Annotated in this window: 15 protein-coding genes; 10 read left to right on the forward strand and 5 right to left on the reverse strand. The window is 49.0% G+C overall.

Features of this window, described 5'->3' with window-relative positions; all coding sequences use genetic code 11:
• Window positions 1–10 precede the first annotated feature (10 nt).
• Window positions 11–1,336, reverse strand: a complete 1,326-nt coding sequence (locus ICL55_RS35565) for a M28 family peptidase (protein WP_188097214.1) — start codon at window positions 1,334–1,336, stop codon at window positions 11–13.
• 200 nt (window positions 1,337–1,536) lie between these two features.
• On the opposite strand from ICL55_RS35565, the gene gcvT reads away from it, so the two are divergent.
• From gcvT to ICL55_RS11690, 3 genes are all read left to right on the forward strand, one after another.
• Window positions 1,537–2,625: a glycine cleavage system aminomethyltransferase GcvT gene (gcvT, locus tag ICL55_RS11680; protein ID WP_188097216.1), complete on the forward strand. Its 1,089-nt coding sequence runs from the start codon at window positions 1,537–1,539 to the stop codon at window positions 2,623–2,625.
• A 193-nt stretch (window positions 2,626–2,818) separates the two neighbouring features.
• Window positions 2,819–3,292 carry an SRPBCC family protein gene (locus ICL55_RS11685; protein WP_188097218.1) on the forward strand — a complete coding sequence of 158 codons (474 nt, stop codon included), beginning with the start codon at window positions 2,819–2,821 and terminating at the stop codon, window positions 3,290–3,292.
• Between the two features lie 17 nt (window positions 3,293–3,309).
• Window positions 3,310–4,032 carry a 2-phosphosulfolactate phosphatase gene (locus ICL55_RS11690; RefSeq protein WP_188097220.1) on the forward strand — a complete coding sequence of 241 codons (723 nt, stop codon included), beginning with the start codon at window positions 3,310–3,312 and terminating at the stop codon, window positions 4,030–4,032.
• 111 nt (window positions 4,033–4,143) lie between these two features.
• On the opposite strand, the gene ICL55_RS11695 is transcribed toward ICL55_RS11690, so the two are convergent.
• Window positions 4,144–4,524 (reverse strand): DoxX family protein, encoded by a 381-nt coding sequence (locus tag ICL55_RS11695; RefSeq protein ID WP_188097222.1) that lies wholly within the window; start codon window positions 4,522–4,524, stop codon window positions 4,144–4,146.
• Window positions 4,525–4,610: 86 nt separating this feature from the next.
• The gene (locus tag ICL55_RS11700; protein ID WP_188097224.1) at window positions 4,611–5,498 is read right to left on the reverse strand and encodes a helix-turn-helix domain-containing protein; all 888 of its coding nucleotides are present in this window, start codon (window positions 5,496–5,498) and stop codon (window positions 4,611–4,613) included.
• 27 nt (window positions 5,499–5,525) lie between these two features.
• Here ICL55_RS11700 and ICL55_RS11705 point away from each other — a divergent pair, with 27 nt between their 5' ends.
• Complete coding sequence (locus ICL55_RS11705; protein WP_246496222.1) at window positions 5,526–6,488, forward strand: MBL fold metallo-hydrolase; 963 nt, start codon at window positions 5,526–5,528, stop codon at window positions 6,486–6,488.
• Window positions 6,489–6,528: 40 nt separating this feature from the next.
• Here ICL55_RS11705 and ICL55_RS11710 read toward each other — a convergent pair whose 3' ends face one another.
• Window positions 6,529–7,002 (reverse strand): hypothetical protein, encoded by a 474-nt coding sequence (locus ICL55_RS11710; RefSeq protein WP_188097225.1) that lies wholly within the window; start codon window positions 7,000–7,002, stop codon window positions 6,529–6,531.
• A 3-nt stretch (window positions 7,003–7,005) separates the two neighbouring features.
• Complete coding sequence (locus ICL55_RS11715; RefSeq protein ID WP_188097227.1) at window positions 7,006–7,953, reverse strand: cytochrome P460 family protein; 948 nt, start codon at window positions 7,951–7,953, stop codon at window positions 7,006–7,008.
• A 219-nt stretch (window positions 7,954–8,172) separates the two neighbouring features.
• Here ICL55_RS11715 and ICL55_RS11720 point away from each other — a divergent pair, with 219 nt between their 5' ends.
• The 6 genes from ICL55_RS11720 to kdpB all read left to right on the forward strand — a co-directional run bounded on the left by ICL55_RS11720 (window position 8,173) and on the right by kdpB (window position 17,997).
• Entirely contained in the window at window positions 8,173–9,267 is a 1,095-nt protein-coding gene (locus tag ICL55_RS11720; RefSeq protein WP_188097229.1) for a LytTR family transcriptional regulator DNA-binding domain-containing protein, read from the forward strand.
• Window positions 9,268–9,633: 366 nt separating this feature from the next.
• Window positions 9,634–13,371 carry a DEAD/DEAH box helicase gene (locus ICL55_RS11725; protein WP_188097231.1) on the forward strand — a complete coding sequence of 1,246 codons (3,738 nt, stop codon included), beginning with the start codon at window positions 9,634–9,636 and terminating at the stop codon, window positions 13,369–13,371.
• Between the two features lie 253 nt (window positions 13,372–13,624).
• Complete coding sequence (locus ICL55_RS11730; RefSeq protein WP_188097233.1) at window positions 13,625–13,966, forward strand: DUF7674 family protein; 342 nt, start codon at window positions 13,625–13,627, stop codon at window positions 13,964–13,966.
• Window positions 13,967–14,074: 108 nt separating this feature from the next.
• Window positions 14,075–14,152, forward strand: coding sequence for a potassium-transporting ATPase subunit F (locus tag ICL55_RS35645; protein WP_188098368.1), 78 nt, complete (start codon window positions 14,075–14,077; stop codon window positions 14,150–14,152).
• A 52-nt stretch (window positions 14,153–14,204) separates the two neighbouring features.
• Window positions 14,205–15,923 (forward strand): potassium-transporting ATPase subunit KdpA, encoded by a 1,719-nt coding sequence (kdpA, locus tag ICL55_RS11740; protein WP_188097236.1) that lies wholly within the window; start codon window positions 14,205–14,207, stop codon window positions 15,921–15,923.
• 22 nt (window positions 15,924–15,945) lie between these two features.
• Window positions 15,946–17,997: a potassium-transporting ATPase subunit KdpB gene (gene kdpB, locus ICL55_RS11745; RefSeq protein WP_188097238.1), complete on the forward strand. Its 2,052-nt coding sequence runs from the start codon at window positions 15,946–15,948 to the stop codon at window positions 17,995–17,997.
• The last annotated feature ends 18 nt before the right edge of the window (window positions 17,998–18,015 follow it).

Below are 18,015 nucleotides of genomic sequence, written 5' to 3' on the forward strand. Positions count from 1 at the left end.
ACGGCGGGATTTATTTTCTGGCGGTACCAGCGTTGAACGCCAGTTTTTCCATATTGTCTGTTTTATTGATGATGTCGTACACCAGTTTGATGACGGTAAGAGTGCCGTCGTAGTTGATCTTGTCCGGATTGTCGTCGGTTTCCGGGATGCCTTTATGGGCATTGGTATAGAAGTACAATACGGGGATATTTTTTTTATAGAAGGAGACGTGATCGGAAGTGGCGTTGCCGGAAGAATCGTAGACTACCCGGGTTTCTTTGGTGGCTACGCTGCCGATGATACCGGGCCATCCTGCGGAAGAGTTGATACCGCCGATTTGCACGCCTCTGGAAGCGTCGAGGTCGCCAATGATGTCCATGTTGATCATATAGTTTACGGACATGAGGTCGATGCCTTCGCTATGGGCGGTAAACCAGGAGGAGCCGGCCAGTCCTTCTTCCTTGCCGGAGAAGGCGATGATCACGAAGTTATGGTTTTTGATCCGGGCGGATTTGAGCATGCGGGCCAGTTCCAGCAGGGCGGCGGTGCCGCTGGCATTGTCGTCGGCGCCATGATAGATGGTGTTGTTCGCTCCTTTGCCGAGGTGGTCGTAATGTGCCCCGATGATCACTGTTTTGGCTGCCTGGTTATCGATAAAGCCGATCACATTGGTACCGGTCACTTTCACCTTTTTGAAAGCGATTTTCATATCGATCTGAAAAGCGTTGGCGTCGTCGTTGCCCAGTATTTTGCTGATATCGCTGCTTACCCATACGGCGGGGATGCCGGCGGGGGCCATGGTTTGTTTATGCCAGGCGTTTACTTCTGCCGGTGTTTCTTTGCCGTTGTAGAAGATAACGGCAGAGGCGCCGGATTTGGCGGCGATCTGTGTTTGCTGAAGGTATTGTTCCAGTTTGCTTTTATGCGGATCGGCTTCTATCTCGGTGATATTAATCAGCCAGATATTGTCTGGTTCATTTACGGCGGGGAGCACTTCGCCTTTGGCGCTCTTGGAAGCGCTGAAAGGCAGGGCGATGAATTGTTTCCCGGAGGCCAGCTTGTCATGATTAAGGTTCAGCGTGCAGTTATCCGGCTCGCGCCCTTCGCGGATGGTGAAGGTTTGCAGGAAGCCATTGTCGCCTCTGGGGCTGATGCCTATTTGTTCGAGCTGGGAAGAAAGGTAGGCAGCAGCCAGTTGCTCGCCGGGGGCGCCGGTCTGGCGGCCTTCCAGCTTGTCGCTGCAGAGATAAGTGACGTGTGTTTGCAGATTGGACAGGGTTTTTCGGTCATTTTTTTTCTGTGCATCTACGAACAAGGTAGTACATACCAGTGGTAACAGCCAGGTTATCTTTTTCACGCAATCTTTTTTTGGGTCTGCTGCAAAATTACGGAATTACCCCCTGCTAAATGCGCAACAGGGGCAGTTCTTTTTTAAGCTCCTGTTGCATTTCAAGTATGTTTAATATGATACTTGGTCTGAAAACGGTCATTCGCCGGGAGCGGTTTATCTTTCATAAAAGGCAAATCCCTATTTTTGCCCCGTTTTAAAAACAAAGTATGAAAAACACACCTTTTACACAGAAGCACCTTGCATTAGGTGCCAAGATGGCTCCTTTTGCGGGTTACAACATGCCAATCTCCTATTCAGGTATCAATGATGAGCACCAGGCCGTACGCACAAATGCCGGTGTGTTTGACGTGAGCCATATGGGTGAGTTTATTTTGAAAGGTGAACATGCGCTGGACCTGATTCAACGTGTTACGACCAACGACGCCTCCAAACTGACTGCCGGCAAAGCTCAGTACAGCTCTCTGCCCAACAATGAAGGCGGCCTGGTAGACGACCTGCTGGTATATTGCATTGAAGAAAACAACGTGTATATGCTGGTGGTGAATGCCAGCAATATTGAAAAAGACTGGAACTGGATCAGCCAGTTCAATACCAAAGGGGTGGAAATGCATGACATTTCCGATAAAACCTGCCTGCTGGCCATCCAGGGCCCTAATGCTACCAGCATCCTGCAGCCCCTGACTGATATCGACATCGTCAACCTGAAATATTACACCTTCGCTAAAGGCGTTTTTGCCGGCGTTCCCAACGTGGTGATCAGCGCTACCGGTTATACCGGTGCGGGCGGCATCGAAATTTATTTCGAAGACAAAGACGGCGCAGCAGACAAGATCTGGGACGCTATCTTCGCTGCCGGTGGTCCTAAAGGCCTGAAGCCTATCGGCCTGGGCGCCCGCGACACCCTCCGCCTGGAAATGGGTTTCTGCCTGTATGGTAACGACATCGACGACCGCACCTCTCCGATGGAAGCCGGTCTGGGCTGGATCACCAAATTCACCAAAGACTTCCCTTCCCGCGCGATCTTCGAAAAACAGAAAGCAGACGGCGTTTCCCAGAAACTGGTGGGTTTTGAAATGATTGACAAAGGTATTGCCCGTCATGACTACGAAATCAAAGATGCTGCCGGCAATGTGATTGGCCGGGTAACCTCCGGTACACAGTCGCCCTCACTGGGCAAGGCTGTTGGCCTGGGCTATGTGAAAACAACCCATGCAGCACTGGATTCAGAGATATTTATCGCCGTAAGGGACAAAGCCCTGAAAGCAAAAGTGGCGAAAGTGCCTTTCCTCGGCTAGGAATAGCGGGTGAAAGTTATTAATTTAGTCACGCAAAGGCGCAAAGCAGCGAAGACGCAAAGGATTAAAGAGATTAGTAAGCGAGTAAAGGAACAAATTTGTTCTTTCTCCTGTATCTTCTTTGTTTTCTGATATTTCTTCTTTGCGCCTTCGCTGCTTTGCGTCTTTGCGAGATTTATTTATTGCCATATCTATGCCTATCATTCATTTAACTACCGTTATCCATGCACCATTAGAGAGGGTGTATGACCTCAGCCGGAGTATTACCCTGCATAAGCGCAGCATGTCACACATGCAGGAAGAGGCCGTCAAAGGCCGGACCAATGGACTGATCCGGTTGAACGAAACGGTCACCTGGCGCGCCAAACATATCGGCAAAATGCGGGAACTGACCACCAAGATCACTGCCATGACGGATGGGGAACATTTTACCGATGAAATGACAGAAGGTGATTTCACCCACCTGAAGCACGATCACCACTTTAAGGAAATCGGTAACGGCACCGTAATGATTGATATCATGGATTTTGGCACTCCTTACGGCTGGTTCGGGCGGATGTTCGAAAAATTCTATCTCCGGAAATATATGATCCGCCTGCTGAAGCTAAGGAATGATGTTATTAAGGACTATGCGGAGAGCGAAAAGTGGAGAGTCGTCCTTGATTAATGCATAAAAGCAATTGAATGACAACAACCAACAAACCCAGCCTGGAAGTATGTTTATCTCCGGCTTTATTACATCTGTATGATGTGAAAAACAGCATCGTAGTGATCATCGATGTACTGCGTGCTACCTCTACCATCTGTACCGCCCTCTATAACGGGGCCACGAAAGTAATACCGGTAGCTACTGTAGAAGAATGTGTGAACATCGGCCGCGCGATTGACGGCATCACCGCCGGCGAACGCGATGGCAAAGTAGCCGAAGGACTTGTACACGGCAACTCCCCTTTTGAATATCCCCGGGAGTTCATCGAAAACAAAACACTGGTACTGACCACCACCAACGGAACGAAACTGCTGCACATGGCCAAAGATGCCATTGAGATCGTTACCGGCTCCTTTCCCAATATCAGCGCGGTATGTGACTACCTGATCTCACAGGGACAAAACGTAATCCTGGGCTGCGCCGCCTGGAAAGACCGTGTGAATATGGAAGACACGCTCTTTGCCGGTGCTGTGGTAAGCCGTGTCCGTGAACATTTTGATATCAACTGCGATTCCGCTATAGCCGCTGAAACACTGTACAATACTGCGAAAGGAGATATCTATACTTATATGAAACAGGCATCCCACTACAAACGCCTGGCAAAATACGGACTGGAAAAAGATATTACCTACTGCCTCACCCCTGATGGCGCCAATGTGCTGCCGATATTCAGGAACGGTGAGCTGGTACCCTTTTGATATTTGATCATTTGGTTATTTGATTATTGAAGTCTGCCCGCGCAACTTTCAATAATCAAATAACCAAATGAACAAATGACCAAATGACCAAATGACCAAATGACTAAATGATTAAGCGGCCAATTGCTTTTTGCCGCCTATAATACATACCACAAATACGATCATCATGGACAGCGGAAAGGCAGTATCCGCGAAAGGTGCGCCGGAATTGACTTTAAACAGCGTAGCGATCACCATGGTGAACAGCAGGCCTACCGCCGCTGGCCGGATAAAGAAGCCGGTGATCAGGGCAATACCGCCCACCACTTCCGCCAGCATGGCCATAAAGCCCCAGAAGACCGGCCATTGACTGATACCGATCATTTTCAGGGTACCTCCTAAAAACGCCCACGTAGCCGGACCTCCCATAATTTTTTGAATACCGAAAATGAGGAATAATACGCCAATACCTATACGCAATACGAGAAATGCGCTTTGTTTGTTGTCTTTCATGTGTGTGTAGGTTAAAAAATGAAGACACAAAACTAGCTGGCATCGACGGGGATGTCCATGGATAAAATCGTGTTTGGCTTGCACATTTATGCCGGTTGGCATGTTTCCCGGAACTGCTGAGGGGATTTGCCCGTATTCTTTTTGAAAAAGCGTGTAAAGTAAGCCGGATCATCGAACCCAATCTGATAGCCCACCTCTTTGACAGTCAGTTCATTAAGAAATAATAACCGCTTTGCTTCCAGCAGAATGCGCTCTTTAATAAAAGTACCGGCTGTTTTGCCGGTCAGTTTTTGGGTGAGGGCATTGAGCTGCCGCGGGGTTACATACAGCTTGGAGGCATAGTCCTGCACTTCGTGGAGTTCATGGAAATGCTGGTGCAGCAGCTGTTTGAACTGCAGCAGCTGCGTTTGTGGCTGGCCGGGCAGCAGGTGAGGTTCGGCCAACTGCCGTCTGCGGATACGCATGATCTCCATCAGTAGCACACGGATATACGAAAAAAGAATGGGCGTGATGTCTTCGTCCGTCTGGTCGTACTCGTCGCGGGCAATGCTCATCAGGTTTTCCAGTCGCACCAGGTCAGCAGGTTCCAGCGGGATAACCGGATAAGACTGCATATTATCAAACAGGAAATGGCCCAGCAGCTGACTATCGGGGTCGTTGCCGCTGCTGAAGAAAGACGGGTCAAACTTCAGGGAATAGCCGGTCGTTGCCTCTCTGTCCAACTGATGCACCTGTTCCGGTGACAGCAGAAAGACGACGGCGCCGTCGAACGGATAAGTATTGAAATCGATATAATGGGTGCCTTTGCTGTGATGCAGCAAAAGGATCTCGTAGTAAGTGTGCCGGTGTGGATATTGCCGGGGCATGATTTTCCCGGTATCGTCAAAAGCTGCAATCAGTACATGTTTGACAGGTGCGGAAACCGTGGTGGTTACGCCATCGTTGATCCGGTGTTGAGGAATAGCTGGTCGCATGTTCAAATGTACAAGTATTTGTTGAGTATGTCCCTTGAAGCCGGCGTGCCACCGGCCTACTTTTGCTCTACAAAACAATATACCATGGCCAAAGACAAATCAAGACGGGAGTGGCTTAAACAAAGCGGACTGGCGGTGGCAGGATTCCCGCTTTTATCTAAAATGCCCTACCTTTCTGAGGACAAACCGAAAGACATGAAACATTATATCTGTGTAACCTGTGGCATACAATATGATGCCACTGCTGAAGCCCCGGCACACTGCCCTGTTTGCGAAGACGAGCGTCAGTATGTAAATCCGTCCGGACAGAGCTGGACTACCTTTGATCAGGTAAGGAAGGGACATAAAAATATCATAGAGCTGATAGCACCTAACCTTTATGCCATTTATACTACCCCTGATTTCGGCATTGGTCAGCGGGCCCACCTGCTGATAACGCCCCAGGGGAATATGCTGTGGGACTGTGTGACTCACCTCGACGCCTCTACGATAGATATTATACAGCGGTTGGGCGGTATCCGCGCCATTGCCATTTCCCACCCGCATTATTTTTCCACCATTGTGGAATGGAGCCATGCCTTTGGCCGTGTGCCCGTGTACGTGCATAAACTGGATGCTTCGTGGCTGGGGCGACATGACGACGTGATCAAACTATGGGACGGCCAGACGCTGGACCTGTGGGATGGTATCAAGCTGGTACTGTGTGGCGGCCACTTCCCCGGCGCGAACGTATTGTACAGCCCGGCCGGAAAAGGACTGCTGCTGGTAGGCGATGTCATTCAGGTATCTTCCGACAGAAAAACGATGTCATTTATGTATAGCTATCCTAATAATATTCCCTTGTCGGCCACGGAGGTAAAAGTGATTGACCAGGCAGTGGCGCCTTATGCTTACGATGCCATGTATGGAGCGTTTGGCAAATACGTGCATACAGGTGCCAAGGAGGCGATGGATTTTTCCGTGAAACGGTATATCCGGCACATTGGCTGACACAGGATGAAGGAGTCAGCATGCGGAAAGGTTGTTGCGGTTATGGACTGACCAGCATTTTCCGGCCTAAGATAAATGCTGTTCTTTGGGCATCGTCTTTTTGATGTTCAGCCTTTCGGGGGATATCGCCCTGAAAGAGTGTATAGCAGGTCGTATCGCCGGAAACAACTTCCACACGCTCTATTTGTTTGATCAGCTGAGGAACATTGGCGCCAAACCATTGCTCGTCTGCCTGCTGTTTCCAGGCAACTTCGTATAACACGGTCCCTGCCGGATAACTACCGTCTGTTTTCCTGGCTGCATGAGCGTATGCTATGTCATTGCCATACAGTACGGTAGTTATGCTGTCTTTTGGATAGATGGCGCTGGTAATAGCATGGAGCATTAACGGGTTTTCGGGCAGGTCTCCCGGCAGCGTGACAGATGCTGTTTTATTTAATACTGATGGGCTTTGAGAACGGTGACGGCAGCTTATCATCAACAGTAGCATAAAAATATAAATAACGTATCTCATTGTTTAGTGCTTAAAAGTAAATGGGTGGGTAAATACATAGTCGTTATCCCTTTGCGGGGTATGGCATGAAATACATGCTGCCGTAAAGATGGCTTTATCACCATAAGGCTTCAGGCTGGGCCCCCGCCACCTGGCCCAGCCCCAACCGGCGGTGGTGGCGTATTTATGAGCATCTTTGATCATAAACTCCACCTGTACAAAATCTCCTGCTGTAATACTTCCGTCTGCATTGGTTTGCTGCTTCCAGGCCGCTTTGGCAAAGATGCTGCCGTCCGGCCATGGGTTTGTTTTACACTCCAGAATAGCCTTAACGGCGATCTCATTGCCATAAATGATCCGCATGGTGCCGTTATCAAAACGATCTGTGATGCTTATTACTTTCCAGTTGCGGTAATCGGGTATGTATTCGATGCCATTGGGCGCAGGCAGAACGCGTGACTGGAAGATCGTTGTTGTGCTGTCGGCAAAACCGGAGCGCTGCTGATGAGCTTTGTTGTTGGGCGTGTGCGCGGCGGCATCACGTAACGTTTTCGTCATCAGAAATTGCTTTAACGTTTGGATATCCTCGTTTGACAGGCTTTTGGCGGGATGTACAGTGGTATAGGAAGGCAAAGGCATTTCGCCTTCCAGGATTTTATTCAGGGAATAGTACAATATTCCGGTCCGGGTTGCGGGAGTCAATGAATCCCATTTTGAAAAATCCAGTGCCTGGCGGCCTTTCTGTATATGGCTGTACACCAGCTGATTGATCGGTGACAGCTTGTCATACCATCGCAGCGTTGTTTGCGAAGAATGACAATCAAAACACGAGTTCCGGATAATGTTATTTACTTCATCCGGTAGTCCGGTGAGGTGATGTGCCGGTACAGATTCCGGTTTCTCCGGGCCGCAAAATTGTATGGCAATGATGCCTGTTCCTAATAGCGCTAAAATGAGACGTGTCTTTTTCATCATTTTTCTGAATGGATGATTACAAGTCAATATTATTGATATACAAAAGGTTATATCCATAGAGGAAGGTGAAAGGGATAAAACGGCGGCCGAGAAGGAATATTCGTCTGTGAAAGGGAGTACATCCCTGTTGAATGGGATTCGTTTGATGGGGGACCGATGGTGGAATTTTCAAATCAACCTCAAAAGGGCCTACATTTAATGTGGAATAAACGGACCATGAAAAAGACCCGACTTTACCTGCTCACCTTTGCAGCAATTGTCCTGGTAGCCATATTGGCAGGCTGGGGAGCGCTCTATTATTACTATACCGGGGCCAGGGAAGCTTTGTTTGATCAGAAGATGGAGTCCGGGCAAAGGGAAATCCGCGAATTGGGCACTTTGCTGGAACAACAACTTCAGGCTGGAATATTACCGGCCGTGGTGATCGAAAATTTGCAAAAAAGCATCGTCAATACAGACGTGCAAAGTGAGTTCGTGTGTATGTACAACAGGCAGGGAATAGAACTCTGTCATCCCGATCCTTTATTGGTGGGGCAAAAAATCGGGGAGAAAAATTCCAGGTTATCGGGAATGGGTAATTCACGGGCCTTTAGTGATATACTTAAGAGCGGGGAGTTGAGATCGGGGATAAGAACATTTCCGGAGGGGGCAAATCGCAGCTCGGAAGTAGTAAGTGTCTATCCTGTAAAGGGCACAGACTGGATGCTGGCCAGTCATGCCAATGTGAGGGTATTGAAAGCGCAGTTAGATCATCTGTACCAGCAATTTTTGGCCGGTACCTTTTTGTTAATACTCCTTATTTCCGCTGGCTGCTTTGGGCTGATGAGAGCCATATATCGCCAATATGAACAAGTGGTGGACCATACCATTGCGGGATTAAATGAAGAGATTAATGGCCTGAGCATGCTCAATCGTCAGCTGGAAGCAAAGCAGCAACAGGTAGTGGCAGTGGAGCGGCCGGGTGAAGAGGCCACCAGAAAACGGCTGGTTACCTATGAAAAAGATGAGATCATTACAGTAGACGTGCGGGATATTGTGTATATATCTCTCGCTGACAATATCATTTCTGCTGTTACTTTTCAGAACAGGGTGTTTGTGTTAAATAGCAGTTTGGATGATCTGATGGGGCAGCTTGACAATGAAATATTTTACAGGGCCAACCGGCAATATATTGTCAATATAAATGGCATAGAAAACATATGGATATATGGCCGTAACCAGCTGAGGTTGTCTACCAGTCCTGCCTCCGCTGATCCTATTATTATCAGCAAACATAAGGTAACGGAATTCAAGAAGTGGCTCGACCGGTAGCCGCGTTGTCTGGCAAACGATCAGACTGATGTGCCTGTGTTTATATACTCGCTATAAAAATAAATATCTATTTTTATTTATATGATTATAATGAATTGAAAAACAATGGTAAAATAATATCAGCCAAAACGCATTAAAATAATTAAATATAAAAATAATTATATATCAAATAAAGCCCCCTTCCCGGGCGGATCACAGCGAACTTGCCACCACCAAGGGATTACCGTTTTGCCGGCATTTTGCGCGCTGTTTATTAAAGATTTCTGCTTACTTTTGTGGATTGCCTTTTTATCAGCGGTTAAAGTTTTTTGATATATTTATTTACCCCGTAGTCGCTGGTATCAAAAGCAGGCAACAACGAATAGTATGTCGCTGCCCCATTTGCTAAAATATGTTTACAATAACGGCACTGATGAAGTGATCCGCAGGGGGAAGCGTATTTTTTCTACCGGAGGAGTTGAGCTCATTGAAGCTGACCCGGTATTGAAATCAGCTACTTTCCGCGTCAAAAGTGACACGCATGCCAATTACTACCGGGTTTCCATCAACAAATACGGTGAAACCAGCGGTATGTCTATCCGTTGCCAGTGTCCCTACAATCTGGGAGACATCTGCCGGCACGAGGCAGCAGCACTGTTCCAGCTTCAGGAAATGCTGGACAAGAATCATTTCGAGAGCTTTGAAACGCATTTTGATCAGCAGCATACCCTGATCAAAATGAAATCCATCGATATTAAAACGATCAAATTACTGACTTCCAGCAGTATCATTGCGGAAGCGGAGACGATCGTGAAACAGCATCCGGCCAAGATTTCATCTGCCAAAGATGAAAAGGTGGAGGCGATGCTGACGTTGGATAAAAAAGAATATCCGCTGATCATCCAGCGCAATGAGGAACGTTTCTTTGACACCCATTGCACCTGCGATGAAACTGCCCATGCGCTCTGCGTGCATAAAACCGCCCTCTTCCTGCAACTGCTGCAGAAAAACGGACCGTTTTATTTTGATACGCTGCGTAACTGGGACAAGGAGAAAAACAAACTCCTCTCCCTCTACGGCTATTCCCTGACGGACGATCTGGACGGAAAATTTGCCTTCTCCTATATGGACGGCAAACCCTTCCTGCGCGTGCTGGACCCTACCATCAAACGTGTAGACGGCGCCACTGCCGGCAGACAGCAGCAAGCTGCTCCCCCGCCGGAAGAAACCCTCACCGTAACGCAACGCCTGGCTGCGGTATTTAACGCCAACGAAACATTATATCCTTATTTCAAAATAGATATCGTTGCCGGTGAAGTAAACGAAGAGCAGACCGCCTTCGTATCACTGGCCAGCAAACTGGACCTCACCAAGTACGTCGACTTTTATCAGTACAAGGAAAAGGACCGGGAACTGATAGCCCCCATCCGTAAACTGCAAGGTCCGGAAGTCAGCAAGTTCCTCAGCAAAAACTCGCCATTTGCGGGCATCTGGGAAAACATCACGCATGAAAATGCGGAAGAACTGCCGACCGAAACCAAAGAACTGATGCTGGAATACCTGCATCCCAAACTGGCTAAGCTGTTTCCGCAGCTGGCCGAACATGGGCTGGTATTTTATCTTCCCAACAGGCAGCAGTTCAAAACAAAAAACCTGGAATCCTTACAGATAGGCGCCGACAGGCTGAAGCTCGTGCTGAAAACCAACAGTGGCAGCTCCCATGTGGAAATCAACTGCTACGTGTCTATCGAAGGAGAACTGATCGACGTCTCTAAAAACAACTGGGAAAGCCCGCTGCTATTCCTTTATCAGCATACGCTGTACCTGTTTGAAAGCCCGCAGGATGCCCTGCATGTGGCGCTCTTTCAGCAGAATGGAGGTAAACTGAAAATTCCTAACAAGGAATGGCCGGTATACCTGAAGGACTACCTGTTGCCATTAAGTCGTCAGTACGATATCCGTTTCGATAAAGAACTCCTCGCCGAGGTAACGGACATCGAACCGGAATGCCGCGTGTATCTGAAAGAACTCGGCGAAACCTTCATCATTCAGCCCGGATTCGCTTACCGCGGACAGGAAGTGGAATGGAACGAAGAAGAGAAAATCACCGTGCAGGAAGGAAACAAAGTATTGATCATCCGCCGCAACAAAGAAGCGGAAGATGCCTTTGTGAACCGCCTGCGCACCCTGCATACCAACTTTGCACAGAACGACAACCAGCACTACTTCTACCTGCGCGCCAAAGAAGCCCTGAAGAACAACTGGTTCTTCCTCTTCTTCGACGCCCTGAAAGAAATGAACGTGCGCGTATTCGGTTTCGACAACCTGCGCAATTTCAAATTCAGCTCACATAAGCCGGTCACCAACCTGCAAATCAGCTCCGGCATCGACTGGTTCGATGCCCAGATCGAAGTACTGTATGGCGACCAGAAAGTCAGCATCAAAGACATTAAAAATGCGCTGGCCAACAAACAGAACTATGTGCAGCTGGCAGACGGCTCGCTGGGCCTCCTGCCGGAAGAATGGCTGCGTAAATACTCCCTCCTCTTCAAAGTAGGGGAAGAAAAAGACAAAGGCCTTAAACTCAGCAAATATAACTTCAGCGTGATCGATGAACTGTATGAGTTCATCGACGATGAAGCAGTAGTGATAGAACTGGAACAGAAACGCAAAAAGCTGTTGCAGTTCGATGAAATCCGTAACATCTCCCTGCCATCCAACCTGCAGGCAACGCTGCGCCCCTACCAGGAAAGCGGCTTCCAGTGGCTCAATTATCTCGATGAGATCAAATGGGGTGGTATTCTGGCAGATGATATGGGTCTTGGTAAAACCATCCAGGCACTTACCTTCCTCCAGTATTACAAAAACAAAAACGGCGGAAAATGTATGGCGCTGGTGGTATGCCCCACTACCCTGATTTATAACTGGGAAAATGAGATCCGTAAGTTCACACCGGAAATCAAACACCATATCCATCACGGTCCCACCCGTATCAAGGATTCGGAAGAACTGGCCAAGTTTGATGTGATCATCACCACCTACGGTACGCTGCGCAGCGATATCCAGACGTTGATGAAACTGGAGTTTGACTATGTGGTACTGGATGAATCCCAGGCGATCAAAAACCCGCAGTCCAAAGTGACCAAGGCTGCCCAGCTGCTGCAAACCAAGAACAGACTGGCGCTGAGCGGTACGCCCATGCAGAACAATACTTTCGATATCTACGCACAGATGAACTTCCTGAACCCGGGCATGCTGGGTAGTGTGGACTTCTTCCGTAACGAGTTTGCCACACCGATAGACAAGTTCCAGGACGAAGAAAGAAAAGAACACCTGCGCAAACTGATTTATCCGTTCATCCTCCGCCGTACCAAAGAGCAGGTGGCGAAAGACCTGCCGGATAAAATCGAAACAGTGATCTTCTGCGAAATGGACCCTGAACAGCGTCATATTTATGATGCTTACAGGAACACTTACCGGTCCAAGATCCTGGGCGTCATCGAAGACCAGGGCATGGAACGTTCACAGCTGACCATCCTGCAGGGCCTGATGAAGCTGCGGCAGATATGCGACTCTCCGGCCATCCTCAACGATACGGAGCAGTACCCCAATCACTCTGTGAAGCTGCATGAGCTGACCCGTGAGATCGCTGAAAATATCGGTAACCACAAAGTGCTGGTGTTTTCGCAGTTCCTCGGTATGCTGGGCCTGATACGGGAGAGATTGCAGCACATGAAGATCCCCTACGAATACTTCGATGGCAGCACCTCTACCATGGACCGTGAAAAGGCTATCCAGAACTTCCAGCATAATGATGAGTGCCGGGTATTCCTGATTTCACTGAAAGCCGGTGGTGTGGGCCTTAACCTGACAGCGGCCGACTATGTATACATCGTAGACCCCTGGTGGAACCCTGCTGTGGAACAACAGGCGATAGACCGTACTCACCGTATCGGACAAACGAAAAATATCTTCGCTTACCGTATGATCTGTAAAGACACGGTAGAAGAAAAAATATTACAGTTACAGGAACGTAAAAAATCGCTGGTGAAAGAGATCATCTCCGATGACAGTGGCTTTGTGAAGAAGCTGACCAAAGAAGATGTGTTGTACCTGTTTAGTTAAAGCATTTAAATTTCACGACTGTAAAAATTGATCAGCGCTTCCCACCCGGGAGGCGCTTTTTTGTTGATGCCCTTTCCATTTTTGAAAAGACCCTTCAGATTCTGCATGGTTCCACCCGACCATTTTTTTATTTGTCCATTTGGTTATTTGTTTATTTGGTTGATTTTCAATTGTTTGTGAATTATTTGTCACTTCTTTTTAATACTGGCATTTGGCTGGTATGCCAGTCATTGTATCAAAACATTTGATTCACATGTTACCAGACTCGAAAATCTCACAATTGATCGGTTTACAGATCCCCGGTTTGTCTTTTCCTATGCAACAACTGACAGCCAAAGAAAGAGTGAGTAAAGTGATCCACACGTTTGCCGACTATACCGGCAACATGATCCGTCATGAACAATTGCAGGAAGTGAAACGTTGTTTTACCATTGCAGGGGTACTGTACCGCAATGGCAGCAGCGCGTTGCGGAATGCTATCGAAAGTGTGTTTATGTATGCATTGTCTCCCATATTATGCACGCAACATCGGGACATGTTACCTTCTTCCCTCCGAACCGTCAGGATTCAACATTTACAAACAATAGCGCTTTAAAACATTTTTTATGATGACTGTATTACTGGTACTCGCGGGCCTGGCCTGCTTTGCCCTCTTCTTTGCCTGCGTAGACTATTTCGAAAAAATCTGATAAACATCGCTGTTATGACCGCCTTATTCGTGCTATCAATATTGGTGTTCGCGTACATGATATATGTACTGCTGAAACCAGAGAAATTCTGAGACGGCCTTTTCACCTGTGGCCGCATGCAACATGCTTTTTAACTAATTAGAAATGACAACAGAAATTTTAGGCGTTATTGCCACCTATGGACTAACATTACTACTGGCCTGGCCACTGGCAAGGTATATCGTAAAGGTATTCAAAGGAGAAAAAACCTGGTCCGACTTTATGGCTCCGATGGAGCGGCTGTTCTTTAAGATCTCCGGCATCGATCCCAAAGAAGAGATGACCTGGAAAGAGCATTTAAAAGCGTTGCTGACCATCAACCTGGTGTGGTTTGTATATGCCTTTTTTATGTTGATGTTCCAGGATAAGCTGCCACTGAACCCTGATGGAAATCCGGGACAGTCCGCAGACCTGGCGTTTAACACAGCGATCAGCTTCCTGGTGAACTGTAACCTGCAACACTATTCCGGTGAAACCGGCGTCACTTACCTCACGCAGTTATTTGTACTGGCTTTCCTGCAATTCGTTACCGCAGCTACTGGTATTGCTGCGCTCATCGTCGTATTCAAAGCATTTAAGGAAAAGAGCACTACCAGGCTGGGCAACTTCTGGGATATTTTCCTGAAGACCAACACCCGTATTTTGTTGCCGTTGTGTATCGTGATAGCGCTGATACTGGCGTTTAACGGCGCGCCTGCCAGCTTCGACGGTAAAGATACCGTAGTGACCATGCAGGGCGACACCGTGAACGTATCCCGCGGCCCTGCCGCCGGATTTATCGCCATCAAACACCTCGGTACTAATGGTGGCGGATGGTTTGGCGCTAACTCCTGCCACCCGCTGGAGAACCCGAACTACGTCACCTGGATGACTGAGATGGTAGCACAGGTCGTGATTCCTATTGCCATGGTATTTGCGCTGGGCATGTTCATCAACCGACGCAAATTTGCCTATGTCATTTTCGGGGTGATGACCATCGGGATGATCATCCTGCTGGTGCCCACCATGATGGCGGAAATAAATGGTAACCCGGCCATTGCGCATATGGGCATACAACAGCTCACGGGCGCCATGGAGGGCAAGGAGGTGCGCTTCGGTCCTGCTGCCACCGGTTACTGGAGTACCGTGACTACTATTATCTCCACCGGTTCTATCTGCGGCTTCCACGACAGCACCATGCCGATGACCGGCCTGATGGAACTGCTGGGCATGATGCTGAACTGCTTCTACGGCGGTTGCGGTGTCGGTATCCTCAACTATTACATTTTTATCATCATCGCGGTGTTTATTTCCGGTCTTATGGTAGGCCGTACACCTGAGCTGATGGGACATAAACTGGAAGCCAGAGAGGTGAAGATCGCGGCGATCATTACCCTGCTGTCACCCTTCCTGATATTGGCGGGCACGGCCCTCTCCTCCTGGGTACTGGCTCATCACCCGGATGCTAACTGGGCCGTGAAGCCGTCAGCGTGGCTGAACAACCCCGGCTACCACGGATTCTCCGAGATGCTGTATGAGTATACTTCTTCCAACGCCAACAACGGCTCCGGTTTTGAAGGCCTTGGCGACGGCAACGTATTCTGGAACGTATCCACCGGTTTTGTGCTGATACTGGGCAGGTTCCTGCCGATCATTGGCCCTGTGGCGATCGCAGGTATCATGGCATCTAAAAAATATATTCCGGAATCTGCCGGTACCCTGCGTACCGACTCGCTCACTTTCGGCGCCATGACTTTCGCTGTGATCATTGTCCTCACTGCCTTGTCCTATTTCCCTGCGCTGGCACTGGGCCCGATTGCAGAGTATTTCTCCCTGTACAGATGATAAACCATAATGAACAATTACCATGAAGAAAAGAGATAATACATTGTTTCCGAAGGAGCAGGTGCTACAAAGCCTGAAACAGTCCTTCGTGAAACTGAATCCGAGACTGATGATCAAAAACCCGGTAATGTTTACCGTGGAGATAGGTACCGTGGTGATGCTGGTCGTTGCCCTGTACGCTGCCTTTACCAAAAACACGGACCAGGGTAGTGCGACCTATAACTTCACCGTCTTTTTCATACTCTTCCTCACTGTGTTGTTTGCCAACTTCGCAGAAGCCATTGCAGAAGCACGCGGTAAAGCGCAGGCAGAGAGCCTGCGTCGCACCAGAGAGGAAACACCTGCTAAAAAAATAGAGCTGGTAGGAGAAATTTTCACCAATGAAATCAAGGTGATTTCTTCTTCCGCGCTGCGCAAAGGCGATATCTTCGTTTGTGATCCGGGCGATATCATCCCGGCCGACGGGGAGATCGTTCAGGGCCTCGCCAGCATCGACGAATCAGCTATCACCGGTGAATCTGCACCGGTGATCCGTGAGGCCGGCGGTGACAAATCCAGTGTAGTAGGCGGTACCAAAGTACTGTCAGACCATATCAAAGTACGGGTGACCACCGAACCGGGCGAATCGTTCCTTGACAAAATGATTGCCCTGGTAGAAGGCGCCAGCCGTCAGAAAACACCGAACGAAATAGCGCTGACGATCCTGTTGGCCAGCTTCACACTTGTGTTCATCATTGTATGTGTGACCCTGAAACCATTCGCGGACTATGCACAGACACCGATCACCATTGCCGCTTTTATCTCCCTGTTTGTCTGTCTGATCCCCACTACCATCGGTGGGCTGCTTTCCGCTATCGGTATTGCGGGCATGGACCGCGCGCTGCGTGCCAACGTGATCACCAAGTCCGGTAAAGCCGTAGAAACAGCCGGCGACATCGACGTGCTGCTGCTGGACAAAACCGGTACCATCACCATCGGTAACCGTAAAGCCACCAACTTCTACCCTTCCAATGGTCATGCACCCGAAGAGTTTATCAGATTGTGCGCCCTCAGCTCCCTGTCTGACGAAACCCCGGAAGGTAAGTCCATTGTGGAACTGGCCGGTAAAGACATCGTCAGCAAGTTGACCGTAAACGGCGCCAGCCTCGTGAAATTTACTGCCGAAACCCGCAGCAGCGGTATCGATCTGGCTGATGGCAACCGTATCCGCAAAGGCGCGTATGATGCCATCAGGAAGCTGACCGAAAGAGAAGGCTTCCGTTTTCCGGAAGATACACAAGCCCGTGTGGAAGCCATCTCCCGCGATGGCGGTACCCCGCTGGTAGTGGCCCTCAACAGTAAAGTACAGGGCGTCATAGAGCTGCAGGACATCATCAAACCCGGTATCAGCGAACGTTTTGAGCGTCTGCGTAAGATGGGCGTGAAAACCGTGATGGTAACCGGCGACAACCCGCTTACCGCCAAATACATCGCTACCAAAGCCGGTGTGGACGACTTCATCGCAGAAGCCAAACCGGAAGATAAGATGACATATATCCGCAAAGAGCAACAGGAAGGTCGTCTCGTAGCCATGATGGGCGACGGTACCAACGACGCGCCGGCACTGGCGCAGGCCGATGTGGGCGTAGCCATGAACAGCGGTACCCAGGCGGCCAAAGAAGCCGGTAACATGGTGGACCTGGACAACGACCCGACCAAACTGATTGAGATCGTGGAAATCGGTAAACAGCTGCTGATGACACGCGGTACCCTCACCACTTTCTCCATCGCCAACGACGTGGCAAAATATTTCGCCATCGTACCGGCCCTCTTCGTTGCCTCTATCCCTGCTTTACAGGGTATCAATATCATGAAGCTGCACAGCCCTGAGACAGCTATTCTCAGTGCCGTGATCTTCAACGCGATCATTATCCCTATGCTGATTCCGCTGGCATTGCGCGGTGTGGCTTACAAGCCTATCGGCGCCAGCGCACTGCTTCGCCGGAATCTGCTGATATATGGTGTGGGTGGCGTTATCGCTCCTTTCATCGGTATCAAGATAATTGATATGCTGATCGCTCTCTTTATGCAGTAAAAATGGGAAAATAAAAAA

This window comes from Chitinophaga varians, assembly GCF_014529945.1.
GTDB lineage: Bacteria > Bacteroidota > Bacteroidia > Chitinophagales > Chitinophagaceae > Chitinophaga > Chitinophaga varians.

Excerpts from the sequence above, each read along its gene's own strand:
- ICL55_RS35645 (WP_188098368.1), top strand. The coding sequence starts at position 14,075 with ATGACCGCCTTATTCGTGCTATCAATATTGGTGTTCGCGTACATGATA.
- kdpB (WP_188097238.1), top strand. The coding sequence starts at position 15,946 with ATGAAGAAAAGAGATAATACATTGTTTCCGAAGGAGCAGGTGCTACAA.
- ICL55_RS11705 (WP_246496222.1), top strand. The coding sequence starts at position 5,526 with ATGTCCCTTGAAGCCGGCGTGCCACCGGCCTACTTTTGCTCTACAAAA.
- ICL55_RS11710 (WP_188097225.1), bottom strand. The coding sequence starts at position 7,002 with ATGAGATACGTTATTTATATTTTTATGCTACTGTTGATGATAAGCTGC.
- gcvT (WP_188097216.1), top strand. The coding sequence starts at position 1,537 with ATGAAAAACACACCTTTTACACAGAAGCACCTTGCATTAGGTGCCAAG.
- kdpA (WP_188097236.1), top strand. The coding sequence starts at position 14,205 with ATGACAACAGAAATTTTAGGCGTTATTGCCACCTATGGACTAACATTA.
- ICL55_RS11725 (WP_188097231.1), top strand. The coding sequence starts at position 9,634 with ATGTCGCTGCCCCATTTGCTAAAATATGTTTACAATAACGGCACTGAT.
- ICL55_RS11695 (WP_188097222.1), bottom strand. The coding sequence starts at position 4,524 with ATGAAAGACAACAAACAAAGCGCATTTCTCGTATTGCGTATAGGTATT.
- ICL55_RS11685 (WP_188097218.1), top strand. The coding sequence starts at position 2,819 with ATGCCTATCATTCATTTAACTACCGTTATCCATGCACCATTAGAGAGG.
- ICL55_RS11700 (WP_188097224.1), bottom strand. The coding sequence starts at position 5,498 with ATGCGACCAGCTATTCCTCAACACCGGATCAACGATGGCGTAACCACC.
- ICL55_RS11720 (WP_188097229.1), top strand. The coding sequence starts at position 8,173 with ATGAAAAAGACCCGACTTTACCTGCTCACCTTTGCAGCAATTGTCCTG.
- ICL55_RS11690 (WP_188097220.1), top strand. The coding sequence starts at position 3,310 with ATGACAACAACCAACAAACCCAGCCTGGAAGTATGTTTATCTCCGGCT.
- ICL55_RS11715 (WP_188097227.1), bottom strand. The coding sequence starts at position 7,953 with ATGAAAAAGACACGTCTCATTTTAGCGCTATTAGGAACAGGCATCATT.
- ICL55_RS11730 (WP_188097233.1), top strand. The coding sequence starts at position 13,625 with ATGTTACCAGACTCGAAAATCTCACAATTGATCGGTTTACAGATCCCC.